This window comes from Candidatus Thorarchaeota archaeon (assembly GCA_013388835.1).
Lineage (GTDB): Archaea > Asgardarchaeota > Thorarchaeia > Thorarchaeales > Thorarchaeaceae > JACAEL01.
On sequence record JACAEL010000055.1, the window covers coordinates 1 to 25,096 of the forward strand.

Below are 25,096 nucleotides of genomic sequence, written 5' to 3' on the forward strand. Positions count from 1 at the left end.
AGTAGTGCTAGTTGTGGCTGTAGCACTGAGCCTTCTCAGGCCTGCTGCTGCAGTCCATGAGCCAACTGGAGTCCAAGCCAACGATGGCACCGTGTACTCGGGAGATGCCCAGATGCTGGCCATTGTCAACGAGGGAGACTATGACTACGGTGTGTGGAACCCAGTTACCGTCGGAGAGTACACTGGTACCTTTGAGTTCAAGGGGCATACCTATGCGGCACTTGGTGCGAGGAACATCGACTTCTACTGCTTGATAAAGATTAAGCCTGCAGACTCGCAACATAAGTACCTGCAGCTGAAAGTGGATGCCGACTTCTCGTACGGAATAAGTGCTGGATGGTTCTCCAGTGCCGCATGGCAAGTACAGTACGTCGTCTTGGACATGGGATACATGCCTCCAATCAGGACAGGCTGGAGCTCGTACAATCCGGGCGACAGTGTGTCTTGGGGAGTGAAGAACGACATGTACTTCGAAACCTCGGATGGCTACAAGACGATTTATGATGGCATGGACTACGTCAAGCCCTATGTCTTCTCCACTGGTCAGTGGTACTTTGTAGCAGTGTGGCTTCGCTGCGGTCTGGCCGGCTCGGCGGACTTCTACAGGTACCCGCAACAGGTTGGCTGTGCCCTCTGGCATACCTCATCCATCTCATGGCACTTCTATGCAGCATAGCCAACAGGAGTGTACAGGCAGCCGCCTGTACCACTCCCTTCTGTGCCGCTGTTTCAGTTCGGTCATGCCCGTTGCAACACAAAGTGGTAACAACTCCAGATTTGAGATGTACTTGGCAGCCCGTCGGTGGCAGGGGGGAAACGGAGGCAGATGAGAAACGACCAGACGATCATCGAACAGCACTGACCTACTCTGTTGCACAAGTGGCTTTGACCTGTCGCCTCACGGCTAAGACTGACACATGGGGTGGCCTTGTGTGCCATACTCGTACGAATCAGGCAGCGCTACGACCCCTCTGCAACTTCGGACATGACTTCCGCAACACAGTCACACTGCCCACTATATTTATATCAGATTGGTTGGCGTTGATTGTTCGAGCCTCGGTAGATTAGTTGGGAGATCGCACGGCTGAAGACCGTGTTGTCGCTGGTTCAAGTCCGGCCCGAGGCACCACACACCACTTCTGGCAACAATTGGCTTTGTCCGCTAGTCGTAAAAGCAATCTGTGTGACTGAATCTCGATTCATCATGGGCCCACACGAACACGCCCACCTAGCTGGCGAGATGCCTCGAAGCCATGACATACAGACGGTCCTGATGGCCCTTTTCCTCGCTACCTGGGCTGTCGACTCCTTCCTACTCAGGCTGACGACCTTTCTCTCGGCAGTTTTACCTATCTGGTATTCTGCGATTCCTGCGCTCGTGGTTTTCGCCCTATCCATATACTTCATGAGGGGGTCTCACAGAGTCCTCTTCGACACGAGAGTTGAGGGGCTTGTGACGCATGGGGTCTTTGGTCGAGTGAGACACCCGATGTATCTTGGAACAGTCCTTGTCTATCTCGCTATGGCCATCGCCACTCTGTCACTGGCTTCGCTGGTGCTGTGGTTCGTGATTCTTGCGTGCTATAACAGGCTCGCCAACTACGAGGAGATGAAGCTTGAGGAGCGGTTCGGTCAGGCCTTCTTGGAATACAGGAAGACTGTACGGAAGTGGCTCCCGTTCTAGAAACCAAGTCCCAGCAGACCTCCAGTCCGCATCTGCGAAGCAGAGAGGTCAAAAGGGAGGGGGGGGAGCGCTTGCGGCGCCCCCAGAGTTCTACTAGTAGTTAGATGGAGTGTGTCCGTCCTCGTGGCCCGGCCTGCTCTCAGCCCGCTTTGCAGGTCGGTATTTACGCCATCGTGCCTGACCATGCTCGCCCTTCCACCACCATCCCTTGCCAGCGCTCAGATACATGGGAATCTTGATTGATGCAACCATGACCTCCCAGAGGCTGGTCAAGACTATGACGAAGATGACTCCAATCCAGAAGAGATTGAATGGCATGACTATGTCGACGCCCGGGAACAGCTCCATCAGCTCGGCGAGCGTGACTATAGTCCAGTGGTCAGTTATGAACACAGGTATTCCCTGTAGTGGGAATGGTATGTTGATTAGGAACATGCAGAGGACCACCCATGATGCGCCCACCAGAGCCTCAATGATGAGGTTGACGTTGTTCTCTCCCACGAACATGAACAGAAGTGCCTTGATTCCGTCGCACAGCGCGAGTATGATTGCCGGGTAGACGAAAGGAAGCCACTCCGGGTAGACCACTGACCGGATGAGTGGGGAGGTCAAGACGAGAAGAAATATGATGGCGAAGATAAGGTCAGCCACAGCATCAGACAGAGGTTTCGGTTTGAAGGCGCCACTGCCAATTCCAAGTATGCGTTCGACCACCGTCTTCTCGCTGGCGGCCCCACCTCGGTCCAAGTAGGACAAACCGCCGATGATCAGGACCGCGTATATGAGGGACATCACCACGGAAGTGATAATGATGAAAGGAAAGTTGATTGACCCAAGTACGTCGGGCAGGGCAATCCCAATCATGCTCGCCCCAACAACAAAGAGCGTCGCCAGGACGATTAGGAGCAGCACAAGCCTCAACAGCGGCATCGTGTACTCGGCAGGCACGGGACCAATCTTGCGTCCGGTGCCCGCATACGCGCTCGCCGCATCCTTCGAATCACCGAATCGTTCGATAGCCAGCATTGCCGAGCCATGGGTCAGCTGACCCTGCCCTAGCGCTTCCGCTTCCTCAATGAGGTGTGTACGAATCTCAGCGAGAGTGTCCTCACTCCCTAGGGGGAGATATACTTTCACGCGTTCCAGATACTTGTCAATCAGGTCTATTGGTTTGTCAGTCATCTTGCTTCGGCTCCTATCAGTCGAGTCATCTCTTCTGAGAGTGTGTTCCAAGTGTCCGTCATCATGGCGAGAGCTCTGCGACCCTCTTGGGTGAGTCCATAGTATTTTTTTGGTTTTGTCGGGTCATCATAGTTCCAAGTGCCCACGAGAAGACCACGCTGTTCAAGTCTACGCAGCAGGGGGTAGACGGTACCCTGCTCGAGCTGCAAGAAGGACACCCGCGCGCTCAGCTGCTTGACTATCTCGTATCCATAGGCGGTTTGTTCATCCAACACAGCAAGAATCGCCAGAGAGGCGGCTCCACGCTTCACCTCTGTGGACCAGCGCTCATACTCCTCGAGGGCTTTTCTTGACTCCTTGCTCATCAGGACTCACCAGCCCTGCGTCTATCGCCTTGGTCGGGACTCATCTTGTTCTACACCTCAATATATGACGCATGATACTATGTGTCACATAGTGCTGTGCAACATTCATATATAAGTCTTGCTAGGTGTGCCCTCACACCAGACCGATGTCTTGCGCCGGAGGTCATAGAGCAGATTCTGAAAGCACCCAAGTGGCAAAGACTGGAATGCTGAGTGTTTGATACGCAAATCTATATTGCAGGTCAATGTCAGCCGCCAGAGAGTGATTGATTAATGAGAGAAGACGAGCAGGTGACTGTCAAGGTCAGGTTCTTGGACCCGGAGGCGAGGATACCAACAAGGGCCAGAGAGGGCGACGCTGCCTTCGACCTCTATTCGATCGCAGAGACCTGCCTCGCTCCGGGAGGTTACAATGTCGTACCTACTGGCATATCGATTGAGATACCGGCCGGATATGAGGGAGAGGTCCGGCCAAGAAGCGGACTGGCAGCCGAGCATGGGGTGACTGTGCTCAATTCGCCAGGCACCATCGACAGCGGCTATCGGGGAGAAGTGAAGGTGATACTTCTCAACTTGGGAGATAAGGAGTTCTTGGTCACGAAGGGCATGCGAATTGGTCAGCTCGCGATTCGAGCCGTACCGAAGACTCGGTTTGTTGAATCAGATGTCCTGTCAGAGACCGATAGGGGAGAAGATGGGTTCGGGAGTACCGGGACGCACTGACTCATAGCACCGGATCTGTCATTGCATCGACCACGGCGCCAAGGAGCAGTCCCCGAGGTAACTTGGTGAACACGAAGTACCGCATACCGTGCTTCAGTGTCACCTGCAGACCTTCCTGTCTACAGAGGCTTAACAGGATCTTGATGACGTCAGGGTGCCAGTTGGTGACATCTATAGCTCCCCCATCAGTTGACTCTCGGATCAACTGCCCCATCTCTGGTGTGTCCTTCTCGGAGAGAATTCTAGCCAAGTCCTCAGGACCGCCAATCACTGACAATGCTCGATGAAGCCCCATGACAGACTGTCGCTACACTTGCTAATAAACAACTCTGAAAGACAACATGCCAGTGGTCGTCGAATGGCTGACAAGGAGCGAGGACCCAGCTCAGTGCTCGCAGATTCACATAGGACTTACTGACGTCGGAGGTCGGCACGGACAGCGACAGGTGTCAGTTCAGAATAAACAGCAGCTGCATGAACATCCTCAGGGATAACGAGCCAATGCCATCTGTCGTTGCATCAGGAGCGACTCCTAATCTCGTCTGCTCAGCAAGTCATCTGGTCTTGTGCGCTGCTCGTCCCGTTCCTGCACAGCCGAGCCAGTGACGTGTCGGCAGGTCTAGTCGCAGACGAGAACAGTCTGTGTCAACAACTGCAGTCACTCTGTCTTTCAAGACGCGCATCCCCATGATGGACAGCAAGTCACCTAGGAACTTACTCTGCTCAGTAATCCTTTTATTCGACTCGTCAACGACCTACTCAGCTACGGGTCGTTGGTCTAGCTCGGCTATGATACCGCATTGACAGTGCGGTGGTCGCTGGTTCATGAGTGTCACACAGTGCCACTCAGCCAAGAAATCCGGCACGACCCACCATTCTTCTCTTCTCAGCACGAGCAGTCAGATGGAACTGAAGCGCCGACTAATGCCTGCCATGAGTATTGGCAAGGAGAAGAGCCGTGATTCTTGCCACTATTCGAGAACTGATGAGTGCCCTATGTAGTCCACAACGGAGCGACTGTTGAGAAGAGGTGGTGCGCCCGCCGGGATTTGAACCCGGGCCGGGTCCGTGGCAGGGACCCATCATAGCCCCGTGGTCGAACTCCCAGAGGCAGGGAGTTCTTAGACAACAGGCGCAACCGTTTCTGCTCAGTCAGCAGGGGAGATTGAAGCTGCCCTGCGAGTGTGAGCGGGAAAAACGCAGCAGTCGCCGTTAAAAAGCTTGCCAAGATTCAATTGCTCTGGACAGAGCACATGTCAGATGCAGGTGGAGCAGCACGTCGATCTCAGTGGATTGATGCTTCCAAGGGCATAGGGCTTCTGTGTGTGATCACAGTCCATTCCATGATACCGGACATCAATCCGGTCACAATCCACCTGAGTAGTTTCACCATTCCTCTATTCTTCATCCTGGCCGGACTCACTTACAACAGCGACGCTCACAGATATGACCTGAGGCACTTTGTCATGTCAAGAGGCCGGCAGTACCTGATTCCATACTTTATGCTGTACCTCCTCACACTCGTCCTATTCTCGCTGCTACAGCCCTACGTGGCAACCTATCTCACGCCCGACCAGCTCCTGTTCTGGTTCTTCTACGGTAGTGGACCACCCGATGCTGCCACTCACCTGTGGTTTCTGCCGGTCATGTACTTCGGTCTCGTGCTCTTTGCACTGATAGACCGCCTGACCGCACACCTGCCAACCGCCTCTCGTATACCGTTCCTGTTCTTGCTGCCATTCCTAGCTAGCGTAGTAGAGGCGACTCTCAGTCTGCAAGGGAGTCTTGTGCCATGGCATCTCAACGCAGTACTGATTTCGACAACATTCTCATTGATTGGAAACCAACTCAGAAGACTCAATGGTCTCAATGAGTGGAGCATCGGCTCCGCCGCACGCGACCTTGCACTTGCGTCAGCTGGTACGATGGTGCTTCTGCTACTGTCCAGTGTCAATGGTTTCACAGACATCGCGGTGGACAATACCGGAGCCTCTGTGTGGTTGTACATGGTGAATGGCACAATGGGCTCTGCAATCGTCTTCACCGTCGCCGGGCATGTGGCTCGTTCGGGTGGCAGAGTCAGAGGATCCCTCGTCAGCCTTGGAAACTACTCCCAAGAAGTGTACGAAATCCACCCCATCATGTTCTACCTCGTGCCGGTCTCCCTAGTACTGCTTGGATGGACCTCAACCCAGATTGCAGCGTGTCATTCTATCTTCTGGCCGCTTAGACTAGTAATAGGGACAGGTGTTTCATTCTTGGCTGCCAAGAAGGTCATCTCACGCCATAGAATTACGCGACTCATGTTCCGTGGTAGTACAGCAGAGAGGAAACCGCCGTTACCAAGCACTAGGCCCACAGGGAGTCAGAGTTAAGAACTAGCAGCAGTCAGGAGACTCACATGAGCAGAGTGCGTGGCCCAAGTGAGACCGTGAAGAGAAGTATCATGGCAGGCATTTACGCGAATCGAATGCTCCTCACTGCTGAACGCGACAGACCCGAAGGCTGGAAGCTTGTATCGGGGTTATGGAGCCCCTTCTACATTCAGCTTCGTCTTCTGAGTTCGTACCCAGAGATTCTGAAGCTCGCTGGAACCGCCATTGCAGAGACTATCAGGGAGCAGGCTCCCGAAGTCAACCGACTGGTTGGGATTGCGTTCGCTGGCGTACCAATCGCCACAGCAGCATCCATTGCATCGGGCATTCCTGCCTGCCACACACGGAAGGTGTTGGGTGTCAGGAATGAAGCTGATATGCAGAAGGCACTGGCAGAATACGGTCAGCACTCTCTCGTAGAGGGGGTGATGGAGGACGGGGACTCAATCTGCCTTGTAGATGACTTGGTCACAGGGCTTGAGAGCAAGCTCGTGGCACGGTCTCAAGTCCTCGCAGAAGTGAAGCAGAGAGGATTGTCAGATGTGAGATGTGAGAATGTGGCAGTCATAATCGACAGACAACAGGGGGCAGAACAGAAGGCTAAGGAGGCAAATCTTCGCCTTCACTCCATCATTCGCTTTGTTGATGAGGGCTTGCCAATGCTTCGAGATGTGATGACCCCTAGCGAGTACAAGCTTATTGAGGACTATCTTAGAAGCTCACAGTGACGTGGCTCCCGCGAGCGACCTCATATGTGCGCACGGTTGACATGATGAGCCATGTGGTGGATTAAGCGACGAGGCAATCTAGTACGCATGCATACGCATCTTCGGTGTACGACTGTAGACTGAGCTCTCATGCGGAGGTACTACGCAGTAGAAACGGCTATCTCTATCTTCACTAGAGTAGGAACGGTCGCTATGGCTGTAGAGAAGAAAGAGATTGAGCATATGCTCAACTTGGCCTTGGCTACATCGCTGAACCATCAGAAGTTCTATATGGATGCAGCTGCGGAGGCAACGGATTCGCACATCAAGGCGCTTCTAACGGTTCTGGGCGAGTCCGAGGACGAGATTGCAGCTGAGATAGAGAGGATGCGAGTCATGGGCGTCGTTGGAGCAGTGTTGGAATCTGATACCTCATCAAGTGACAGCCCTCCGGATGAAACACCTTTCGACCTTCAACGAGCCGAAACGGACCAGAGGCTCTTCATCTGCAACACGGCATTGGCCATGGAGATCAAGGGCTACACATTCTACCTCTCTATTGCCGTTCGCGCCAAGTCCGAACTGATAAGCAGACTCTTCGAGTATCTTGCCCGCCGCAAGGCTGCACAGATATCCAAGATTCGTCGTATGTGCGAGACATTCTGACACGCTCTACGATTTCCTTGCAGTCCGATTGGCGCCATTGGTGGATTAGAACACGTGTTCTGTGGGACTAATTAACGTAATAAATGCCGATACGAATCAAAACTCAGATAGATTTATATAGAAGTGTGTTAATACACATACACAAGCCGGCCGGGAGGGCCAGCAGAGGCAGAAGCTCCACGAACTCCATCGGAAATGGAGGGGTGGGAGGGATGCCTCAAGAACAGTGGTGATAGAGATGCAGACTGAAGCTCCTGTGTACATGCCCCCGATAGTGCTTGACAAATACGAGGAGTTCAGAGAGCTTGCAAGGGACGCGGCGCTACTGCTGTATAGCCCTGAGTTCTTCAGGAGTCCGTTTCTCGATGACCAGAGACGGATTCGCCGCGTCACCCTTACTGCAGTCGGTGTGAACGTGAGAGGCGTTCCTCTGACGTTCAAGTACACACTCGACTACAATGAACTCCGGGACAGGTCTGGGACTTGGGATCAGCAGACAGCGGACGTTGACAGAGTCATATCGGGCATTCTTGACACACTTGCCAGCGAATGCAACATGGTCAGCGGCTCTCTAGAGTCGGAACACACACTGGGCGAAGCGCTCAGTCGTCCGTAAGCGCGTTGTGACAGCACGCCCGTTGATGATGAGTGGTCAAGATTACTCGTGCGGACAGATACCAATATGAACAATTGTGTCAGTGTGGATTTGACCAGATTTGACCGAAGCTGAGCCCGTTGAGCAGCTGGTACCGCGCATAGTTGAGCAGTACAATCGCCAACCAAGAGGCTGGCGGGTACTACACACCCCGGCTGGAGACATGTTAGTCATTGGTCCGGAGTCTGCGTTTCAACTCAGATTGATAGCGCTGAGCCCGTTTCAGTTCACAGGTGCAGGAGTCGAGATATCTACACAGGACCCGAGTCTAGCAGAAGTTCGCAACACACCCGAGTTCGGACTCAGACCGCTTGACGAGAGGGACATAGAGAGATTCATGAGTGTGATCCAGAGCCCAGAGGCCGCACTGCCGATGATTGAAGAGATAGTCAAGAGAGAACCTGTCGCCCCGGCAGAGATAGAGCGCGAGAAGGTGAGACATCTGTTGAGTGGTCCGGTACTGACCAGACCAGACTTGACATCATTCAGCCCCGACACGCTGAAACTCCAACGCCAGCTCGAAGCCTCGGCACATGAGGTCTTCCGCAAGAGGCACTCCATGCGGGCAGGAATCTACTACTGAACCAGCCGCACGGTCCAGGCACGACAAGCGACGGAGAAGCGGCTCCAGAATTGCGGACAACATGAAAGAGAGCAGACCGCAACAACGTAATCCTTTTGTCCAGTACTACTGCGCTCCCGCGACAGCAGTCGTAGTAGTCTTATCAGCGAGGCCTGTTGATGAAGTCGCTCGTACACAACGGCATCATTGTATTGCCGCCTCCTCCATACCGTGGACTCTCAATAGTTGTACGGGGACAAACTCGTAAGCTTGATCCCTCACAGGAGGAGATGGCCATGGCATGGGTTCGAAAGCTGGGAACTCAGTATGTGGAGGACCCCGTGTTCGTACGCAACTTCATGACCGACTTCAGCAAGGCGCTCAGAGAGAAGCCCGTCCTCACTCCTGAGGAAATCGACTTTGGAGAGGTGATAAGGGCGGTTGCAGCAGAGCGCGCGGCCAAGGAGGCCATGACTCGTGAGGAGAAGAAGGCCGACCTTGAGAGAAGAAAGGCCGAGAGAGAGAGGCTGAAGGAGAGGTATGGCTATGCGTTCGTTGATGGCGAAAGAATGGAGCTTGCCAACTATCAGACAGAGCCATCGGGAATATTCATGGGCCGCGGAGAGCATCCACTGCGCGGGAGATGGAAGTCTGGCGCAACACATCAGGACATCACTCTCAATCTGAGTCCTGACGCGCCAAGACCAGAAGGACCGTGGGGAAACATAATTTGGGCAGAGGACTGTATGTGGATAGCGAAGTGGACAGACAGACTGACAGGGAATACCAAGTACATCTGGCTTCATGACAGCACACCAATCAAGCAGGAACGCGAGGAGGCCAAGTTCAACAAGGCGCTGAAGATTGGCAAGCGGATGGAGGAGATTCGTGAGCACATCATGCAGGGCATAACCTCAGACGATTCGAGAAGGCGCATGGTGGCCGCAGTGTGCTACCTCATTGACAGACTGAGTATCAGAGTTGGTGATGAGAAGGACCCTGATGAGGCTGACACAGTGGGCGCCACGACTCTTCGTGTGGAGCATGTCTCGTTCACGGAGAACTCTGTGGTCCTTGACTTCCTGGGAAAGGACAGCGTGCCGTGGCACAGGGAACTCGAACTGCCACGGGAGGTCTATGCGGTCATCAAGAAGCTGTATGACGATGCACGGGAGAGAGTGGCATCGTTTGAAGGACGGAGGAGCCGAGTGACAAGTGCCGACTCGAAGAAGGTGGCACAGATATTCCCCTCAGTGAGCAGTACACAGGTGAACAGCTTTCTGGGGGAGTGTGTTCCTGAACTCACTGCAAAGGTCTTCCGGACATTCCATGCAACGGAGACCATGGCTCGGGAGCTGGAAAACAGCAAAGTGCGCAGGACGGACCCCGACTTCATCAAGAAGGAGGCAATCAGGCGAGCCAATCTTGAAGTCGCTCGTGTGATGAATCATACAAAGCAGGCCCCGAAGGGATGGACAAACACCGCAGCACGTTACGAGCAGAGGATGAAGGCGGCAGAGCAGCGTCTCGCCAAGATGCATAAGAAGCTGGAGGAGAAGAAGAAGAGGCTTCGTGATGCTAAGGAGAGAGAGGAAGCGAAAAGGGCAAAGTCGCAAGAGACCAGAAGAAAGAAGACTGGCACTATCCAGCGACTTGAACAGTCTGTAGAGGCCGCCAAGGAGGCATACAAGAGAGCCAAGCTTGCCAAGCAGCGTATCGAAGTTGACTATGCATTGGCAAAGGCCACTCGTACGTGGAACCTTGGTACTTCACTCAAGTCGTATATTCACCCGAGGATCGTCTACCGGTGGTGCAAGAAGGTCGACTACGACTGGAGGCAAGTATACACTAAGCAACTACAGAGAAAGTTCGCATGGGTTGAAGCGGGAGAAGAGGAATCACTTGAAGGCTAGAGCAATTCCGACTTGATGCGTGCGACTATCTCGTCGCGAATGGACCTGAATCGATTCAGGACCTCAGACTCCGTCCCTTCAAATGCGGCAGGGTCCTCTAGCGACCAGTGCAAGGTCATCTTGGCACCGGGAAAGAACGGGCATGTCTGCTTGGCCCGGTCGCATACTGTCACGACCAGATCGAACGGGAGGCTCGTGAACCGGTCAACCGTCTTGGTATGTAGACGGCTCGTATCACAACCGAGTTCCCTGAGCACAGTGATAGCATGGGGGTTGACCTCTGGTGCCGGCTTCGTCCCCGCACTGTACACTTCAAAGATATCTCCGCCAAGCAATCTGAGTAGTGCTTCAGCCATCTGACTCCTCGCAGAGTTACCTGTGCACAGAAAGAGAACTCGCTTCCTCTCAGAGACTTGCTCACCGTCGGACGAGTTGCTGGAATCTCTGACGTACAAAGTGGGAAACCTCAAGCTTCAATCATGCAGCACTGGATAGAGTTGGTGGTGCGGCCACCGGGATTCGAACCCGGGTCACGAGCTTGGAAGGCTCATATCATAACCCCTAGACTATGGCCGCTGTGAGCCCCTGTCCCCGGGGATTCGATTTAAGCGTATTGTTGGGAAGTGCTTCAAGCGGGGACGCATCAATGACCTTCGTATCGCCGCTGACTTACGCCAGTCTTCCACGAGTAAGTCCACAGGACCTCGGCACACACATGCCATGCCATCATCACTTCGGGGTCAAGCTCAATCTGTATCGGAAAGAGACCCCTAATGTTGTCGGAAAAGGTGCCATGAGGAAACGCACCGACTCCCACTATGACGGGAATGTTGGGGTCGGATGGCAGAATCTCAGCTAGGCGACTGATGTCGGTTCGCGTTCCTCCCTCCATGGCCAATAGCGTGAGAGCAGAGTCCGAGCCGGCTTGCAGCTCGCGAATCAGCTGATCCAGTGTCTTGTCAGAAAGTTGTAGCAGTGCGTTGCCATCAGGGGGGACCTGACCAGCGAGAAGAAGCTGTTCCATCAGACCCACGAATCTGTCTTGGGCCCGTGGCAGACGAACATCAGGACTGACATATACCGTTCGTCCATCCAACAGGTGAAGATGCACGCCGAGCAGACCTGCCTTGCACAGCGGGGTCTCTAGGACTGCCATTAAGCTGTGCATCACGATGTCAGGCCGTCCCCTCCTTGCGCCGTCAGCGAGGCGTGTCATAGAGCGGCCGTGGTGTGTCTGGTCCAATAGAATCTCACGCGGGCTCTTCCGCCGCTTCGAGGCGAATTGCTGAATCTCCTTCAGTCGTGCCAATTCCGGTGGGACCAGCTCAAGTCCACAGTCGAGTAGAATCAGGTGAAGCATGTGACAACCAACCATGTGAGTTGTGGAAATGATTTAAGGCGATTGAGTCAGCGATGAGAAAGAGTTGAACATTGCTTTGAAACGAAGACCGCCCTCATCAGGAGCAAGGAGGCTGGCACAGGAGAGGGTACTACGACTCTGGGCCCTATCAAGGGAGATTGCCTCAGAGAGACCGGAACTGGCACGGTCCTGGATGACGAGTGCTAAGAGGACGGCACAGAGAGCGAGACTGAGGATTCCGCGTAACATAGACAGATACGTGTGCAAGCAGTGTGGCACATTACTCACTTCCACTGCGCGATGTCGTGTGAGAATACGCCACAACCGTTCAGCTCACATGGTTGTGACTTGTCTCAATTGTGGTGCTCACCGAAGATTTCGGGTGAGAAGACAAGATTAATGTGGGTGCACACAGAGGCCTAGGTGTTGACTATGGACAGCCGAACGCAGCCCGACCCCATAAGACTAAGCATAGCATGGCAGGAGCCAGCGATGATGCAGATAGGGAAGGGTGGTCTATCAGAGGGCGTGATCAGAGAAGCCAAGCGCCTTGTGAACAAGCACAGATACATCAAGATCAGACTTCTGTCAAGCGCGCTTGAGGGGCAGACGAAAGAGGACTCTTTCAAGAGCATATGCAGTCAGATAGGTGCCACACTGGCAGGAATCAGAGGTAACACTGCGGTAATCTACAAGAGCAAGTCAAGGAGACCGCCAGTCCGAGAATGACAGACGGGGCTCGCATGTTCTAACATAACGCTTTTATGGAGACTCAAGGCTGCATGTTCAGCCTTCTGAGGTAGGCATTCCGCCCAGTTGGTGTGCGGTGGACACTCCCTTGTTGGCATGGTGACTGACAATGCCCACAGTCTATGACATCCCGGCGAACATCTTCATCCGCCGATTGGCACAGGATCTCAAGTCCCGGAAGGAGATACAGATTCCCGATTGGGCCCTGTTCTCGAAGACGGGTGTTCATCGAGAGAGAGCCCCAGATGACCCTGAGTGGTGGTACATCAGATGCGCAAGCCTTCTCAGGAAGGTGTACCTGATAGGACCGATAGGCACTGAGAGGCTTACTGTCGAGTATGGCGGGAGGAAGCAGCGCGGAACAAAACCGAGCCGTTTCAGACGTGGAAGTGGAGCGGTCATCAGAACAGCGCTTCAGCAGTTAGAGAGAGCAGGATTACTCAGGAAATGCGGAAGCAAGGGACGAGAGATGACCGACATCGGCAGGTCCTACATGGACAAGCTGTCATCTGGGCTGAAGACCGAACTTGAGAAGGCGATACCAGAACTGCACAAGTACTGAGTCAGGACACCGAGGTGATTCTTTGGGAGAAGATGAGCTTGACGCCATCAGGCAGAGGAAGCTTGCTGCTCTCAGGGAACGGGCACTTCAGGAACAGGCGGAGAGTCAGCAAGCGGCCGAGTATGAGGCGCAGAAAGAGGCTTTGCTGAGGCAGATCCTCACTCCAGAGGCTCGAGCACGACTGACCAATATCAGGATGGTCAAGCCACAACTGGCTGACCAGATTGAGAGCCAGTTGATTCAGCTGGCCACCAGCGGAAGACTCAGAGGTAAAGTGACGGACGAACAGCTCAAGTCGCTCCTCCAGCAGATTCAAGGACGGGAGCGCGAAAGAAAGGTCACGTTCAGATAGGAAAGCTGCACATGGTGATGAGAATGGCACGAAACAAGCCACTGGGAAAGAAACTGAGGATGGGAAAGGCAATGAAGTCAAACTCCTCAGTGCCCTCATGGGCCGTCATGAAGACGGGTGGAAAGGTCAGAAGGACGCCAGGGCAGCGGCAATGGCGTGGCACCAAGCTGAAGCCATAGAAAGGTGATTGCTAGATGGCCCCAGACGAGATGAAGGAAGAGAACCTCCCGGAAGAGGAGAAACCAGAAGACACCGCTACCAGTGGAACAGATACCACCACCAGTGAAACGGTCAGTGAGACACCGGCCGCTCCGGCCGAGATGCGCGCTGAAGAAGAGATTGTCGAGGAGCGCATTTATACTGTCCCCCTCAGAATGGCATACTGGACCGGCAGCAGACTCCGAAGGTCCAACAGAGCGGTGAGAATACTGAAGCAGTTTGTGCAACGCCACATGAAGCCAGAGGGCATTCTTCTGGAGAAGGAAGTGAACGAGAGAATCTGGAACCGGGGCATTCAGAAGCCACCCAGAAGGATTCGCATTCGAGCCGCCAAGAACTCGGAGAACATAGTGAGAGTCTATCTGGCGGAGGGATAGCACATGACAGTCGCCCGAACCGACTTTGAGGGCGACTCGAATGTCGGAGCATTCGGAGTCGTCACTGACGGCTTTGTGTTCGTGTCTTCGAACATGTCCGAAAAGTCGATGGAGATGATTCAGCGGACTTTCAACCTGCCAGTAGTGCAGTCCACAGTGGCCACTCTCGATGCAGTAGGCATAATGTCAGCGGCGACATCAGGTGGCATAGTAGTGCCGTACACAACAACAGAAGACGAGCTGGCACGACTGAAGAGAGCCGCAGACTTCAACGTTGACTGGATCGACAACAAGATGACTGCACTTGGAAACATCATTCTGGCAAACGACAAGGGCGCCCTATGTCATCCAGACTTTGATGCTGCGTCTATTCAAAAGATTGAGGACACACTGGGTGTGGAGGTAGTGAAAGGCACAATAGCTAGGCTCCCACTCGTAGGAGCGAACGCTGTGGCCAACAACCACGGGGCGGTTGCCCATCCTCTTGCCACAAGTGAGGAGCTGGAGAGAATCAGGGACGTGCTAAAGGTCGATGTCGAGGTTGGCACCGTGAATAGGGGCAGTCCATACACACGTCTGGGAGTTCTTGCCAACGCAACAGGCCTGCTTGCAGGCTACGAGACCACGGGTGTGGAACTCGCACACATTTCTCAGGTACTGGGATTCGTATGACAGAGAGGAGAAACTGATGAGTATGAAAGTGTGGAGAGTAAATGGAGAGTTCAGGAAACTGAGGAGACGATTCCCGTTCAGTAGGGAACTGGCAGCCGAGAAGGAAGCCCATGCAAGAGAGAGAGTGCTCTCGGAACTTGGCAGTCACCACAGGGTTCCTAGGAAGGACATCCTGATCAGGGAACTCAAGGAGATCAAGCCAGAAGAGATAGTAGACCCCGTACTGAAGAAGTCACTGGGCTTGGAGAGCGCTCACTGATGACTGAAGAGCAGCAGGAGCAGTTCCAGAAGCTCTACAACGAGCAGCAGGCGGTCAACGCCAATCTTGAAGCGGTCAGAGAACGCCTTGAAGTGCTTCAGCTGTATCTGAACAACTACAGGATTGGACTGATGGTACTCGAAGAACTTGCGAAACGAGCAGAAGGCGACGAGGTCTTACTGGCTGTGGGGGGCGGGTTGTTCGTTCAGGCTAGACTCAGAAGCACTGCAAAGGTCTTCCGCGACATAGGCAGCGGGGTCAGAATAGAGTCAACCGTTGAGGACGCAAAGAAGTATGCACAGGAGTCCATCGCAAGCCTAGAGAAACAGTACGAGTCATTGTCATCAGAGAATCAGAAGCTCAGCAACTACGTCACAGCGCTTAACACTCAGCTTCAGGAACTCGTCACAAAGATACAGCGGCAGACTCGGGGGGCTTGAATAGGTGCTCGAGAGGCTGCGGAGCGCATTGGACTCCGCGGCAACTAAGGTCACGACGAAGGAACTGACTGAAAAGAACCTGAGTGATGCAGTATGGGAGCTGCAGCTCGTACTTATCCAGAACGATGTCGCAATGGAGGTTGCCGAACGAATCTGCAACATCACAAAAGAGAAGATTCTTGGTTCCCGGACGGGGCGTCTGGAGAAGGTCTCAACCACCTTCAAAGCGGCACTTCATGATGCAGTACTCGAAGTCCTCACCCCCAAGTTCCCACTGGACCCGCTCGCCCTTGCTGAAGAGAAGAAGAGAAGAGGGGAAGTCACAACAGTGATGTTTGTGGGTGTCAATGGGACCGGCAAGACAACGACTTTGGCCAAGATGGCGAAGCTGTATCTCAACAGGGGTTTCTCCGTAGTGATTGCAGCCGGGGACACCTACAGAGCAGGTAGCATTGAGCAGCTGGAGAAACACGGACAGCGGCTCGGCATTAGAGTAATCAAACAGGAGTACGGAGCTGATGCGGCGGCAGTGGCCTACGATACCATCGCCCACGCCAAGGCGAAGAAGATCGATGTGGTGTTGATTGACACTGCGGGGAGGATGCAGAGCAACAAGAACCTCTTGGCGGAGATGCAGAAGATAGCACGGGTTGCCAGCCCGGACATGAAGCTCTTCGTGGGGGACGCACTGGCTGGCAACGATGCCCTGTCACAGGCCAAGGAGTTTCATGAGGCAATTGGCATAGACGGCGCCATCCTGACCAAGTTTGATGCGGATCCATCAGGTGGTGCAGCTCTCTCAATTGCATTCGTCACAGGACGACCGGTGGTGTACTTGGGCATCGGTCAAGGGTACGATGACTTGCAGCGGTTCGACCCAGTCTGGTTTGCAGAACGTCTTGTCGCAGAGTGAGTTTCTGCATGGTCACGCTTATTACCTTGATAAGAGTTGAACCCATTCAGCAACTGGCTTAGAGGTGCTAAAGCCTTGACTATGAAAGGTAGAAGTTTCGTCGACCTGTCGGATTTCAAGAGGCCCGAGTTGAGAAGAATACTGGACTTGGCACACGAGTTGAAACGGAAGCAGCATGCCGGAGAGCCACATGAACTACTCAAGGGCAAGTCACTGGCAATGATATTCATGAAGCCATCCACTAGGACAAGAGTGTCATTCGAGGTTGGAATGACTCAACTTGGAGGACACGCATTGTACTTGGAAACTGGAGGTACCCAACTTGGGCGTGGGGAAACCATCTCCGACACCGCGAAGGTTCTCGGTCGGTACTGCGATGCAATAATGGCACGGGTCTTTGCACACAGTGATGTTGTTGAGCTTGCCAAGCATGCGAATGTACCGGTGATCAACGGGCTCTCGGACCTTCTCCACCCGTGTCAGATAATGGCGGACATGATGACGATTGAGGAACACAAGGGGAGGCTTCAGGGGCTCAAGATCGCGTATGTTGGAGACCCAAACAATGTGAGCAACTCGATAATGCAGGGATGCACAATTATGGGCATGGATGTAACCATCGGGTGCCCGAATACATACATGCCGGACCCACGGATACTTGAGAAGGCTACTGCGCTCAGCAGGGAATACGGCACAAAGCTCTCCGTTGTGCACAACCCCATGGAGGCAGTCAAGGGGGCAGATGTGATATACACTGACACCTTCTTCAGTATGGGACAGGAAAGAAGCAAAGAAAAGGAGAGTGCACTCATGCCATACCAAATCAATGACAGTCTGGTGGCGGCAGCGAATAAGGATGTCATTGTCATGCACTGTCTTCCTGCACATCGTGGTGAGGAGATCACAGACAGCGTGATGGATGGTCCACACAGCGTAGTCTTTGACGAGGCAGAGAACAGACTACATGCCCAAAAGGCAATACTCGCCCTTATTGTCTGAGGAGCCTGAGAGTTGTCAGCCGAGGTCGTTTCCATAGGGCGGGTGAATGTCGATGTGGTCATGAGAGTGGAGAGTCTCACGGGCACTGACCATCACTTCACGGGCCAAGACGGCTACATAGCATTCGGAGGGTCGGCCTCAAACTTCGCTGCACAGTCTGCAAAGCTGGGCGTGAAGACCGCCCTTCTGAGCTGTGTGGGAAGCGACCTATACGGCCAAGTCATTCTGAGAGAGCTGGCGAGGATAGGTGTGGACACCAGACTTGTGCTCACACTCGACAAGCAGCAAACGGGCATCTTCACGTACATATACGACGCCAACCGCAATGAGATGGTAATTGTCGAGCCAGGAGCGAACAAGTTCGTTGAGAAGCACCTCTTGGAAGAGAGTATGCTAGAGGGAACAAGCACAATCCATCTGGCGGGAGCCTTTCCTATGATGACAAGACGCGCGGCCGAGATAGCCACAGTAAATGGAATGGTCCTGTCAATAGACCCGGGACGAGCTGCCGCATCCCTTTCATTCAACGAGGTTCTGCCGCATACGGACCTCCTGTTTCTCAATCAGAGAGAACTTAGGGAGTATTTCGGAATGGAGGCCTCCGAGGCTGAACTCAGGAGACTTGCAAAGACCTTTCCGGGCATACTCGTGGTGAAACTTGCAGAGAGGGGGGCAGTGGCGACGGACGGGTTTGAGTACTGTGAGTCTCGCGCCTTCGATGTGCAGGTTGCTGACACCATGGGTGCGGGAGACTCCTTTGCGGCAGGATTCGTGGCAGCATGGACGCGCTCAGAGAACATAGAACAGGCACTGAATGTGGCTAATGCTGTGGCAGCCCTCACTATCACACAGAGAGGAGCGCAGGAGGGACAACCGAACTTAGAACAGCTTGAGAGATTCTTGGCAAAGTATGACATCTCGATAGGGACTATAGCGAGGGCTCTGCGTCCTGAGAGACGAGGAACAAAGTGACACATCCGTGTAATACCTGGATAGTATTCCACTTTTTGTTAGTTGGATGCGTGACTGCACCTGCACAGAAGGTGGAAGAATGCACCCGCTTTTGGAAGAAGTACTGAACGGATCGAGCACTACGCGACGTGACCATCAGACGCGACCAGTAAGAAGGATGCCTAGGAATGAAACCACAGACGAAGAACTGGCAGAGCTCCTCAACTCGGTCTCTGCAAGGATTCTTGTGGTCGGCGTCGGTGGCGCCGGAAACAATGCCATCACCCGGCTGATGGAGGTGGGCATTGAGGGGGCAGAAACGATGGCTATGAATACGGATGCTCAAGACCTCTACTTCTGCAACTCACATCACAAGCTTCTTCTCGGTAGGGAATGCTGCGGTGGACTCGGGGCTGGAAACCATCCGGAGATTGGAGAGGCGGCTGCGAAGGAGACCTATGAGATGATTAAAGATGTGACCCAGGCAGACCTGGTGTTCATCGCAGCAGGGATGGGGGGTGGAACAGGTACTGGGGCAGCACCTCTGGTTGCAAAGGCTGCAAAGGAGAATGGCGCGCTGACTGTGGCGATTGTGTGTCTGCCCTTCGAGGTCGAAGGACCGGTAAGAAAGAAGAATGCGGCGAGGGGACTGAGTGCGCTCATGGAACATGTCGACACCCTCATTGCTATCCCGAACGAAAAGCTGCTCGAGATTGCGCCGGATCTGACCTTGCCGGAGGCATTCATGGTTGCAGATGAGGTGCTTGTGCGTGCAGTGAAGGGCATTGCGGAACTCATTTCCAAGCCGGGCCTTGTTAACTTGGACTTTGCAGACGTACGCACGACAATGCGAAACGGTGGAGTGTCCATAATAGCGCTTGGTGAGGGTCAGGGCGAGAACCGCGCGGAGGAGGCTGTGTACAACGCACTTCGAAACCCCCTGATTGACGTTTCCATTGAGAACGCCCGTAACATACTCATCAATGTGACTGGCAGTGAGAACCTTCAACTGTGCGAGGCCAAACGCGTTGTTGAACTCGTGACTCAGCAGGTCAGAGCGGGAGCAGAGGTGATATACGGGGCACTCATAATGCCGGAACTTGAAGACCGGCTTCGAGTGACAATCATTGCCTCTGGCGTTTCCTCCCCATACATACTCGACTCAACAGCTGAGAGAGTCAGGCCTCTTGCTGATGACCTCAAGACCAGCCCAGATGTTAGCGAGCACGATAGTACTGAGGAACGCGATACGAGGCAATTGGCTACTGAGTAATGGTTAAAAGCCGACCGAAGGTTGTGACTATATGCGGTCAGCCCCAGCAGCGTCTGGGAACGGGATGTTGAGTTTACATGGGACTCGGCGAATTCATCAACAACAGCAGGAGAATACTGAAGCTTGCCACAAAGCCTTCAAGAAAGGAACTCTGGCTGAGTACTAGAATCAGCATTCTGGCAATGTTCCTTGTCGGCTTCCTTAGTTTCATCATTCAAATCCTGATGACTACCATCACGTCCGGTTGGGGCACCTAAGGGACTAGTCCCGACGACTCGGGAGGTCACTGCATGAGAGGAAAGACAAGCATCTACGCGATTCGTACAACCATAGGCCAGGAACGATCGGTCACAGACCTCGTGACAACTGCAGTGATAGGAGAATCCGATGTCTGGCAGTGCCCATACTGTGCCGAACAGTTCTCGTCAGAGAACAGTACCCTCAGGCACATGGAAAAGTGTGAAAAGAAGAAGAAGAGTGGCGAGCCAATCCTAGTGTCTCGCAACCAGCTGCTAGGTCGCGTGAAGTCGATTCTCGTCCCTGAAACTCTCCGAGGCTATGTCTTCATTGAAACGGAGGAGTTCCGTGATGTGGAGATAGCCATCTCTGGCGTGCCGCATGTCAGAGGACGCGTTGGGGGAAAGGTGAGTCTTGACGAAATAGACAAGTTTCTGACTCCAAAACCAGCCGCAGAGGGCATTTCGACAGGAGACGTCGTGGAGATCATCTCCGGACCCTTCAAGGGCGAACGTGCGAAGGTAGTACGAGTGGAGAGCGCAAAGGAGGAGCTGGTGCTCGAACTCCTTGACAGCCCCGTGACCATCCCAATAAGAGTTCATGCAGACTTCGTCAAACTTGTGGAGAAGGGCAAGGAACTCTTGGAACCCACCACTGAAGAGCCGACTCCGACACCTGTATCGACTCCGCAGGGAGGACGACAGGAAGAGGGGGAGAAGAGGGAAGAGGAGGAAGAGGAGGAGGACTCTTTCTGGTCTCAGGGCTGAGCCTCCCTCTGAGTCACGAGAATTGGTGGACCATCGGTGAATGTCAACTTAGGACATTGATGAACCTCCTCTTGAGAGAGATGATGACGGCGGACAGAGCACTCTGTCCACAACAGTTCCAGAGGGAGAGACCTTCTTCTCCCCTTCCACCATTCCTAACATGACGCATACGGTCGTCACTCCAAAACGCTTAAGAAGACACCAGAGGCCGATGCGGTCACCTCACTCCTTAAACAGACTGAGCGCAGGACGCTTCAGTCCGGGGTGTGATATACATGAAACAAGAAGCAGTAGACCTCACTGGACATCTAGCGTCTTCTGTCCAGAAGGTCGATTACACTCGTGATGTTGCGTACGTCTCGAGGACACTGCACTGCGGAGCGCGATTATAGTGAGTGAACGGAAAGTAGTAGTAGAGGCCATGGTTGAGGGTGGAAAGGCATCCGGAGGCCCTCCAATTGGCCCCGCACTTGGTCCCACCGGTGTCAATGTTTTCCAGGTTGTGACCAAGATCAATGAGGTGACTCAGCCATTTTCAGGTTTGAAGGTACCAGTCAAGATCATAGTAGACCCTAGCACAAAGGGTTTCGAAGTGGTAGTGGGTGTGCCACCGACAAGCGCACTCATACTGAAGGAGATAGGTGCACCGAAGGGGTCAGGGACACCCAACACGAGCACTATCGGAAACCTGACAATTGCGCAGCTCAAGAGTATCGCCAAAGTCAAGGCTTCAGAACTATCTGCTCAGACAATGAAGACGGCAGTGCTTACCATATCGGGCACATGTGTTTCGGTAGGTGTGACGATAGATGGCAAGCCAGCCAAGGAGTTCCAGAAGGAATTGAGGGCCGGCAAATACGATGACCAGTTGACCGAGCCTCTGAGGGAGGGCTAAGAGAGATGTCAGTAGATATGGACCGTATAGTGTCTGCCGTGGGTGAAGCTAGGGCTCAAGGCAAAGCGAGAGGAATAAAGTTCGAGCAAAGCTTCGACTTCTCTGTGAGTTTCAGAAAGAAAGAGATGGACATTTCAAAACCTGAGAACAGGTTCAATCAGGAACTGACCCTTCCAAACCGGCTGTATCCTCCTGCGAAGGTCTGTGCATTTGGCGACGGCGATTTTGCCGCTGCAGCAAGAACTGCTGGTGTGGAGAGAGTAGTGTCCAAGGAAGAGATACCAAGGATTGGTGAGGAGAAGAGGGAACGAAAGTCGCTTGCGAGGAACTACGACTACTTCATTGCGTCCACAGACACGATGCCTCTGATAGGTAGGTATCTTGGACAGGCTCTGGGTTCTAGAGGAAAGATGCCAAAGCCATTCCCACCACAGGCAGACCTCACGGGGGCAGTAAGTCAGTATCAGCGGACCGTGCGTATTCGAATGCGTAGCACTCCCACGTTCCATGTAAAGGTGGGTCATGAGAGAATGACTGACAAAGAGATAGCAGAGAACATCATGGCGGTGCTCAACCTGGTTGACAGCAAAGGCCACACGCCGAAGATTGGCGATATGATCGTCAAGACAACAATGGGGCCGCCCGTGAGAATCACGTCCTGGAGATGAGGATAGATGGCAATGCATGTGCATCAAATCCCCCAATGGAAGATTGACGAAGTCAGACAACTCGTCAGCGAGATGAAACAGAGCAAGGTAGTGGGTCTGGTCAATGTGGAGGGTATCGGCTCAAAGCAGCTCCAGGGAATAAGAGATACCCTGCGACAGTCCGCGAAGATACGCATGGCTCGCAACACGCTCATGATAAGAGCAATCAAGGAATCCGGACTACGGGGGATCGCAGCTCTCAGTGACCATGTCTCCGGGCCTGTCGCATTCATATTCAGCAATCAGGACCCATTCATACTGAGCAAGTTCTTGTCCGAGAACAAGGCTTCAGTCCCAGCAAAGGGAGGGCAGATTGCGACCAGCGACATAATCATCCCTGAGATGAACACAGGCGTCCCTCCAGGGCCATTCATCAGCGAACTGGCTGCTCTGAAAATCCCCGCAAAAGTCAAGGGTGGGGTCATCCACATCACACAGGAGACAGTCGCAGTCAAGGCTGGAGAGGTCATATCCAATACGATGGCACAGATGCTCACACGTCTTGGCCTTGAACCGATGAAAGTTCAACTCAGGCTAGTAGCAGCCTACACAGATGGTGCATTGCTTACAGAGGAGAACCTGCTGGTCGACCTTGACGCATTGCTAACAGAGGTGCTCCAAGCGCATCAGCATGCACTCAACCTGTCAATCAATGTCGGGTACCCGACTACGTACACCATCCCAGTGATCATAGCCAAGGCAGACATGGAGGCAAGAAACCTGGCGTTGAACATCGAGTTCTTCGAGCCAGACATCTTGTTGCAGTTCTTGTCCAAGGCGAACTGGGAGGCGTTAGCACTGGCTTCAGTGCTTGCCCAGAATAACCCCGAGGCGGTTCCTTCAGGAATCCTTACCAAGCACGAAACTGCCGCGACAACATCTGTGGCTGAAACACCTAGCAAGGACGAGGACAAGGACAAGACCAAGAAGGAACCTGAGAAAGAGGACAAGGAAGAAGAAAGTGTAACAGGTCTAGGAAGCCTGTTCGGATAGTCAACAAAGAGGTGACACACGAAATGGAATACGTATATGCAGCACTCTTGCTCCACAAGGCTGGCCAAGAGGTTAGCGAGAAGAGCATCGAGGCAGTGCTCACTGCCGCTGGTGTGAAGGCCGACAAGGGCAGACTCAAGGCGCTTCTTGCCGCCCTCGAAGGTGTAAACATTGATGAGGCTCTGAAGAGCGTCGCAATGCCTGTTGCAGCCCCTTCAAGCCCTGGAACTCCGACAGCAGCTGCCGGTTCAGGAGCCAAGAGCCAGAAGAAGGAAGAAGAGAAGGAAGAAAAGAAGGAAGAGGAATTCACTGCAGGTCTCGGCAGCCTCTTCGGTTGAAGTACTACGGATTCTTCAATCATAGTCTGGAGCGGAGAGGCGTCATGTCGATCCGCTCACATCTTTTTCTCATTCTGGCATCCAAAACAGTGAAATCCATATCAGTGACTATGGACGTCCGTGAAGATAGTCTTCGATGAACGAATGAGGCAGTCCTATGATGGAACACCTGCAGGAGCACCGGGCAGACTTGACAGCGCGCTGAGCGTGCTGAGGAGTAGGCCCGAATATGAGTTTGTAAAGCCGGTGCCTGCTTCGAGAGAACAGATACTTCTTGCTCACACTGAGAATCACATTGAGAGCGTTAAGCAGGACAGTGACTCTCGCAATGGGCTCCTGTTCCAGATGGCAGCCCTAGCAGCGGGCGGTGCGATAAGGACCGCAGAGATTGCCATGACTGGTGAACCTGCCTTTGGTCTTATCCGCCCTCCCGGGCACCATGCCTCTCACGACTCCTACTGGGGATACTGCTACTTCTCCAACATGGCATTGGCCCTGCTGTGGCTGAAACACACCAAGCAGATAGAGTCAGCGTTCATACTCGACTTTGATCTGCACACAGGGGATGGGACGATAGACATCCTGGGCAGTGACACGCGGTTCGTCATCTACAACCCGAATGGGAGGGGAGACGAGGAGTACATCCGGAACGTGAAGATGGCGCTTGACGAGAGCCCGGATGTGGACATCATAGCGGCCTCTGCGGGTTTTGACCAGTATGTCCACTGTTGGGGCGGTAACCTGAGCACAGACGCGTTCAGGAGGATAGGCGACATGATGCGGCAGTTCGCACAAGAAAGGTGCGACAGCCGCAGATTCGGACTGCTTGAGGGAGGCTACAATCACGAGGACCTCGGCAAGAACGTCCTAGCATTCTGTGAGGGCCTGAGAGGCAAAGGCTAGTCACTTGGTTTCCGGGAGGCAGCTGCGCTGCGGAAAGCTTTATGACTGTACAGCATGGACCACCTCCAATAGGGCCCGTTGCCTAGCCAGGGCTCTTGGGCAGTCCGCCTAGGAGAGATGAATAGGGCGCCAGCCTTCTAAACGACTACTCTGTGTGGTCCGAAGAGAGTTGGAGCTCGCGCGTTCAATCGACTCCGGAGTCTTCCGGACCGGAATAAATCGCGCCGGGCCCGCCATCGCTCAGAATGGTCCTCGCGCTCCATCTGTCAGACATATGCATTGAGTCTTGGAGACCAT

Annotated in this window: 34 protein-coding genes and 5 tRNA genes; 32 read left to right on the forward strand and 7 right to left on the reverse strand. The window is 53.6% G+C overall.

Translation table 11 applies throughout. The features are described 5' to 3' along the window. The 3 genes from HXY34_09380 to HXY34_09390 form a co-directional block, all read left to right on the forward strand. The coding region (locus tag HXY34_09380) for a hypothetical protein (protein NWF96343.1) at positions 1-676 on the forward strand (676 nt) is incomplete at its 5' end. A gap of 377 nt (positions 677-1,053) precedes the next feature. Beyond that, a tRNA-Phe gene (locus tag HXY34_09385) sits at positions 1,054-1,129 on the forward strand. Positions 1,130-1,183: 54 nt separating this feature from the next. Next, positions 1,184-1,684: an isoprenylcysteine carboxylmethyltransferase family protein gene (locus tag HXY34_09390; GenBank protein NWF96344.1), complete on the forward strand. Its 501-nt coding sequence runs from the start codon at positions 1,184-1,186 to the stop codon at positions 1,682-1,684. 93 nt (positions 1,685-1,777) lie between these two features. On the opposite strand, the gene HXY34_09395 is transcribed toward HXY34_09390, so the two are convergent. Next, positions 1,778-2,866 carry a hypothetical protein gene (locus HXY34_09395; GenBank protein ID NWF96345.1) on the reverse strand — a complete coding sequence of 363 codons (1,089 nt, stop codon included), beginning with the start codon at positions 2,864-2,866 and terminating at the stop codon, positions 1,778-1,780. Beyond that, positions 2,863-3,231 carry a helix-turn-helix transcriptional regulator gene (locus HXY34_09400; protein NWF96346.1) on the reverse strand — a complete coding sequence of 123 codons (369 nt, stop codon included), beginning with the start codon at positions 3,229-3,231 and terminating at the stop codon, positions 2,863-2,865. Before HXY34_09400 ends, HXY34_09395 begins: the two co-directional genes overlap by 4 nt. 273 nt (positions 3,232-3,504) lie before the next feature. On the opposite strand from HXY34_09400, the gene dut reads away from it, so the two are divergent. Beyond that, positions 3,505-3,954: a dUTP diphosphatase gene (gene dut / locus HXY34_09405; GenBank protein ID NWF96347.1), complete on the forward strand. Its 450-nt coding sequence runs from the start codon at positions 3,505-3,507 to the stop codon at positions 3,952-3,954. A gap of 1 nt (position 3,955) precedes the next feature. On the opposite strand, the gene HXY34_09410 is transcribed toward dut, so the two are convergent. Beyond that, a complete protein-coding gene (locus HXY34_09410) occupies positions 3,956-4,249 on the reverse strand; it encodes a hypothetical protein (GenBank protein ID NWF96348.1) in 294 nt (97 codons plus the stop codon). 472 nt (positions 4,250-4,721) lie between these two features. Between HXY34_09410 and HXY34_09415 the strand changes: the two genes are divergently transcribed. Then, positions 4,722-4,829: transfer RNA gene (locus HXY34_09415), tRNA-Val, on the forward strand. A 156-nt stretch (positions 4,830-4,985) separates the two neighbouring features. On the opposite strand, the gene HXY34_09420 is transcribed toward HXY34_09415, so the two are convergent. After that, positions 4,986-5,090 (reverse strand) — tRNA-Gly (locus HXY34_09420). A 117-nt stretch (positions 5,091-5,207) separates the two neighbouring features. Between HXY34_09420 and HXY34_09425 the strand changes: the two genes are divergently transcribed. The 6 genes from HXY34_09425 (at position 5,208) to HXY34_09450 (ending at position 10,832) form a co-directional block, all read left to right on the forward strand. Next, positions 5,208-6,329, forward strand: coding sequence for an acyltransferase (locus HXY34_09425; GenBank protein NWF96349.1), 1,122 nt, complete (start codon positions 5,208-5,210; stop codon positions 6,327-6,329). A gap of 26 nt (positions 6,330-6,355) precedes the next feature. Further along, positions 6,356-7,057, forward strand: a complete 702-nt coding sequence (locus HXY34_09430; GenBank protein NWF96350.1) for a hypothetical protein — start codon at positions 6,356-6,358, stop codon at positions 7,055-7,057. A gap of 129 nt (positions 7,058-7,186) precedes the next feature. Next, positions 7,187-7,702 (forward strand): hypothetical protein, encoded by a 516-nt coding sequence (locus HXY34_09435; protein NWF96351.1) that lies wholly within the window; start codon positions 7,187-7,189, stop codon positions 7,700-7,702. A gap of 238 nt (positions 7,703-7,940) precedes the next feature. Continuing rightward, on the forward strand, positions 7,941-8,318 hold the full coding sequence (locus tag HXY34_09440) for a hypothetical protein (protein NWF96352.1): 378 nt from the start codon (positions 7,941-7,943) through the stop codon (positions 8,316-8,318). A gap of 100 nt (positions 8,319-8,418) precedes the next feature. Next, a complete protein-coding gene (locus tag HXY34_09445; protein NWF96353.1) occupies positions 8,419-8,940 on the forward strand; it encodes a hypothetical protein in 522 nt (173 codons plus the stop codon). Between the two features lie 158 nt (positions 8,941-9,098). After that, positions 9,099-10,832 (forward strand): DNA topoisomerase I, encoded by a 1,734-nt coding sequence (locus HXY34_09450; protein NWF96354.1) that lies wholly within the window; start codon positions 9,099-9,101, stop codon positions 10,830-10,832. Here the strand turns inward: HXY34_09450 and HXY34_09455 are convergent. The 3 genes from HXY34_09455 to HXY34_09465 all read right to left on the reverse strand — a co-directional run bounded on the left by HXY34_09455 (position 10,829) and on the right by HXY34_09465 (position 12,192). Then, a complete protein-coding gene (locus tag HXY34_09455; protein NWF96355.1) occupies positions 10,829-11,188 on the reverse strand; it encodes an arsenate reductase ArsC in 360 nt (119 codons plus the stop codon). The genes HXY34_09450 and HXY34_09455 overlap by 4 nt on opposite strands. Before the next feature lie 145 nt (positions 11,189-11,333). Further along, positions 11,334-11,408, reverse strand: a tRNA-Gly gene (locus HXY34_09460). A gap of 67 nt (positions 11,409-11,475) precedes the next feature. After that, entirely contained in the window at positions 11,476-12,192 is a 717-nt protein-coding gene (locus tag HXY34_09465; protein NWF96356.1) for a 16S rRNA methyltransferase, read from the reverse strand. A gap of 64 nt (positions 12,193-12,256) precedes the next feature. Between HXY34_09465 and HXY34_09470 the strand changes: the two genes are divergently transcribed. The 21 genes from HXY34_09470 to HXY34_09570 all read left to right on the forward strand — a co-directional run bounded on the left by HXY34_09470 (position 12,257) and on the right by HXY34_09570 (position 25,035). Further along, positions 12,257-12,592, forward strand: coding sequence for a ribonuclease P (locus tag HXY34_09470; GenBank protein ID NWF96357.1), 336 nt, complete (start codon positions 12,257-12,259; stop codon positions 12,590-12,592). A 32-nt stretch (positions 12,593-12,624) separates the two neighbouring features. After that, positions 12,625-12,921 carry a YhbY family RNA-binding protein gene (locus HXY34_09475; protein ID NWF96358.1) on the forward strand — a complete coding sequence of 99 codons (297 nt, stop codon included), beginning with the start codon at positions 12,625-12,627 and terminating at the stop codon, positions 12,919-12,921. Between the two features lie 130 nt (positions 12,922-13,051). Further along, complete coding sequence (locus HXY34_09480; GenBank protein NWF96359.1) at positions 13,052-13,504, forward strand: 30S ribosomal protein S19e; 453 nt, start codon at positions 13,052-13,054, stop codon at positions 13,502-13,504. 22 nt (positions 13,505-13,526) lie between these two features. Next, a complete protein-coding gene (locus HXY34_09485) occupies positions 13,527-13,856 on the forward strand; it encodes a DNA-binding protein (protein NWF96360.1) in 330 nt (109 codons plus the stop codon). Positions 13,857-13,879: 23 nt separating this feature from the next. Beyond that, on the forward strand, positions 13,880-14,035 hold the full coding sequence (locus tag HXY34_09490) for a 50S ribosomal protein L39e (protein ID NWF96361.1): 156 nt from the start codon (positions 13,880-13,882) through the stop codon (positions 14,033-14,035). Between the two features lie 141 nt (positions 14,036-14,176). Then, positions 14,177-14,452 (forward strand): 60S ribosomal protein L31, encoded by a 276-nt coding sequence (locus tag HXY34_09495; GenBank protein ID NWF96362.1) that lies wholly within the window; start codon positions 14,177-14,179, stop codon positions 14,450-14,452. A 3-nt stretch (positions 14,453-14,455) separates the two neighbouring features. Further along, positions 14,456-15,124, forward strand: coding sequence for a translation initiation factor IF-6 (locus tag HXY34_09500; protein ID NWF96363.1), 669 nt, complete (start codon positions 14,456-14,458; stop codon positions 15,122-15,124). Positions 15,125-15,140: 16 nt separating this feature from the next. Next, entirely contained in the window at positions 15,141-15,383 is a 243-nt protein-coding gene (locus HXY34_09505) for a 50S ribosomal protein L18a (protein NWF96364.1), read from the forward strand. After that, positions 15,383-15,823: a prefoldin subunit alpha gene (gene pfdA, locus HXY34_09510; GenBank protein ID NWF96365.1), complete on the forward strand. Its 441-nt coding sequence runs from the start codon at positions 15,383-15,385 to the stop codon at positions 15,821-15,823. The genes HXY34_09505 and pfdA overlap by 1 nt, the downstream gene beginning before the upstream one ends. 4 nt (positions 15,824-15,827) lie before the next feature. Beyond that, on the forward strand, positions 15,828-16,736 hold the full coding sequence (gene ftsY, locus HXY34_09515) for a signal recognition particle-docking protein FtsY (GenBank protein ID NWF96366.1): 909 nt from the start codon (positions 15,828-15,830) through the stop codon (positions 16,734-16,736). Positions 16,737-16,817: 81 nt separating this feature from the next. Continuing rightward, positions 16,818-17,735, forward strand: coding sequence for an ornithine carbamoyltransferase (gene argF / locus HXY34_09520; protein NWF96367.1), 918 nt, complete (start codon positions 16,818-16,820; stop codon positions 17,733-17,735). A 12-nt stretch (positions 17,736-17,747) separates the two neighbouring features. Continuing rightward, positions 17,748-18,707 (forward strand): carbohydrate kinase family protein, encoded by a 960-nt coding sequence (locus HXY34_09525; protein ID NWF96368.1) that lies wholly within the window; start codon positions 17,748-17,750, stop codon positions 18,705-18,707. A gap of 157 nt (positions 18,708-18,864) precedes the next feature. Further along, positions 18,865-19,959: a cell division protein FtsZ gene (ftsZ, locus tag HXY34_09530; GenBank protein ID NWF96369.1), complete on the forward strand. Its 1,095-nt coding sequence runs from the start codon at positions 18,865-18,867 to the stop codon at positions 19,957-19,959. A 77-nt stretch (positions 19,960-20,036) separates the two neighbouring features. Then, entirely contained in the window at positions 20,037-20,216 is a 180-nt protein-coding gene (locus HXY34_09535; protein NWF96370.1) for a protein translocase SEC61 complex subunit gamma, read from the forward strand. Positions 20,217-20,249: 33 nt separating this feature from the next. Beyond that, positions 20,250-20,963: a transcription elongation factor Spt5 gene (locus tag HXY34_09540; protein NWF96371.1), complete on the forward strand. Its 714-nt coding sequence runs from the start codon at positions 20,250-20,252 to the stop codon at positions 20,961-20,963. Between the two features lie 421 nt (positions 20,964-21,384). Then, positions 21,385-21,858, forward strand: a complete 474-nt coding sequence (locus HXY34_09545) for a 50S ribosomal protein L11 (protein NWF96372.1) — start codon at positions 21,385-21,387, stop codon at positions 21,856-21,858. Between the two features lie 5 nt (positions 21,859-21,863). Then, the gene (locus tag HXY34_09550) at positions 21,864-22,526 is read left to right on the forward strand and encodes a 50S ribosomal protein L1 (GenBank protein NWF96373.1); all 663 of its coding nucleotides are present in this window, start codon (positions 21,864-21,866) and stop codon (positions 22,524-22,526) included. Between the two features lie 6 nt (positions 22,527-22,532). After that, entirely contained in the window at positions 22,533-23,558 is a 1,026-nt protein-coding gene (locus HXY34_09555; protein NWF96374.1) for a 50S ribosomal protein L10, read from the forward strand. Positions 23,559-23,581: 23 nt separating this feature from the next. Then, the gene (locus HXY34_09560) at positions 23,582-23,896 is read left to right on the forward strand and encodes a 50S ribosomal protein P1 (protein NWF96375.1); all 315 of its coding nucleotides are present in this window, start codon (positions 23,582-23,584) and stop codon (positions 23,894-23,896) included. A 120-nt stretch (positions 23,897-24,016) separates the two neighbouring features. Continuing rightward, a complete protein-coding gene (locus HXY34_09565) occupies positions 24,017-24,799 on the forward strand; it encodes a histone deacetylase family protein (protein ID NWF96376.1) in 783 nt (260 codons plus the stop codon). A gap of 71 nt (positions 24,800-24,870) precedes the next feature. Then, positions 24,871-25,035: transfer RNA gene (locus tag HXY34_09570), tRNA-Arg, on the forward strand. Positions 25,036-25,096: the final 61 nt, after the last annotated feature.

Bases quoted from the DNA above. Each gene is read 5' to 3' on its own strand.
- HXY34_09395 (NWF96345.1), bottom strand. From the start codon at position 2,866: ATGACTGACAAACCAATAGACCTGATTGACAAGTATCTGGAACGCGTG.
- HXY34_09400 (NWF96346.1), bottom strand. From the start codon at position 3,231: ATGAGCAAGGAGTCAAGAAAAGCCCTCGAGGAGTATGAGCGCTGGTCC.
- dut (NWF96347.1), top strand. From the start codon at position 3,505: ATGAGAGAAGACGAGCAGGTGACTGTCAAGGTCAGGTTCTTGGACCCG.
- HXY34_09410 (NWF96348.1), bottom strand. From the start codon at position 4,249: ATGGGGCTTCATCGAGCATTGTCAGTGATTGGCGGTCCTGAGGACTTG.
- HXY34_09425 (NWF96349.1), top strand. From the start codon at position 5,208: ATGTCAGATGCAGGTGGAGCAGCACGTCGATCTCAGTGGATTGATGCT.
- HXY34_09430 (NWF96350.1), top strand. From the start codon at position 6,356: ATGAGCAGAGTGCGTGGCCCAAGTGAGACCGTGAAGAGAAGTATCATG.
- HXY34_09435 (NWF96351.1), top strand. From the start codon at position 7,187: ATGCGGAGGTACTACGCAGTAGAAACGGCTATCTCTATCTTCACTAGA.
- HXY34_09440 (NWF96352.1), top strand. From the start codon at position 7,941: ATGCAGACTGAAGCTCCTGTGTACATGCCCCCGATAGTGCTTGACAAA.
- HXY34_09450 (NWF96354.1), top strand. From the start codon at position 9,099: ATGAAGTCGCTCGTACACAACGGCATCATTGTATTGCCGCCTCCTCCA.
- HXY34_09455 (NWF96355.1), bottom strand. From the start codon at position 11,188: ATGGCTGAAGCACTACTCAGATTGCTTGGCGGAGATATCTTTGAAGTG.
- HXY34_09465 (NWF96356.1), bottom strand. From the start codon at position 12,192: ATGCTTCACCTGATTCTACTCGACTGTGGACTTGAGCTGGTCCCACCG.
- HXY34_09475 (NWF96358.1), top strand. From the start codon at position 12,625: ATGGACAGCCGAACGCAGCCCGACCCCATAAGACTAAGCATAGCATGG.
- HXY34_09480 (NWF96359.1), top strand. From the start codon at position 13,052: ATGCCCACAGTCTATGACATCCCGGCGAACATCTTCATCCGCCGATTG.
- HXY34_09490 (NWF96361.1), top strand. From the start codon at position 13,880: ATGGCACGAAACAAGCCACTGGGAAAGAAACTGAGGATGGGAAAGGCA.
- HXY34_09495 (NWF96362.1), top strand. From the start codon at position 14,177: ATGCGCGCTGAAGAAGAGATTGTCGAGGAGCGCATTTATACTGTCCCC.
- HXY34_09500 (NWF96363.1), top strand. From the start codon at position 14,456: ATGACAGTCGCCCGAACCGACTTTGAGGGCGACTCGAATGTCGGAGCA.
- HXY34_09505 (NWF96364.1), top strand. From the start codon at position 15,141: ATGAGTATGAAAGTGTGGAGAGTAAATGGAGAGTTCAGGAAACTGAGG.
- pfdA (NWF96365.1), top strand. From the start codon at position 15,383: ATGACTGAAGAGCAGCAGGAGCAGTTCCAGAAGCTCTACAACGAGCAG.
- argF (NWF96367.1), top strand. From the start codon at position 16,818: ATGAAAGGTAGAAGTTTCGTCGACCTGTCGGATTTCAAGAGGCCCGAG.
- ftsZ (NWF96369.1), top strand. From the start codon at position 18,865: ATGCCTAGGAATGAAACCACAGACGAAGAACTGGCAGAGCTCCTCAAC.
- HXY34_09535 (NWF96370.1), top strand. From the start codon at position 20,037: ATGGGACTCGGCGAATTCATCAACAACAGCAGGAGAATACTGAAGCTT.
- HXY34_09540 (NWF96371.1), top strand. From the start codon at position 20,250: ATGAGAGGAAAGACAAGCATCTACGCGATTCGTACAACCATAGGCCAG.
- HXY34_09545 (NWF96372.1), top strand. From the start codon at position 21,385: ATGGTTGAGGGTGGAAAGGCATCCGGAGGCCCTCCAATTGGCCCCGCA.
- HXY34_09550 (NWF96373.1), top strand. From the start codon at position 21,864: ATGTCAGTAGATATGGACCGTATAGTGTCTGCCGTGGGTGAAGCTAGG.
- HXY34_09555 (NWF96374.1), top strand. From the start codon at position 22,533: ATGGCAATGCATGTGCATCAAATCCCCCAATGGAAGATTGACGAAGTC.
- HXY34_09560 (NWF96375.1), top strand. From the start codon at position 23,582: ATGGAATACGTATATGCAGCACTCTTGCTCCACAAGGCTGGCCAAGAG.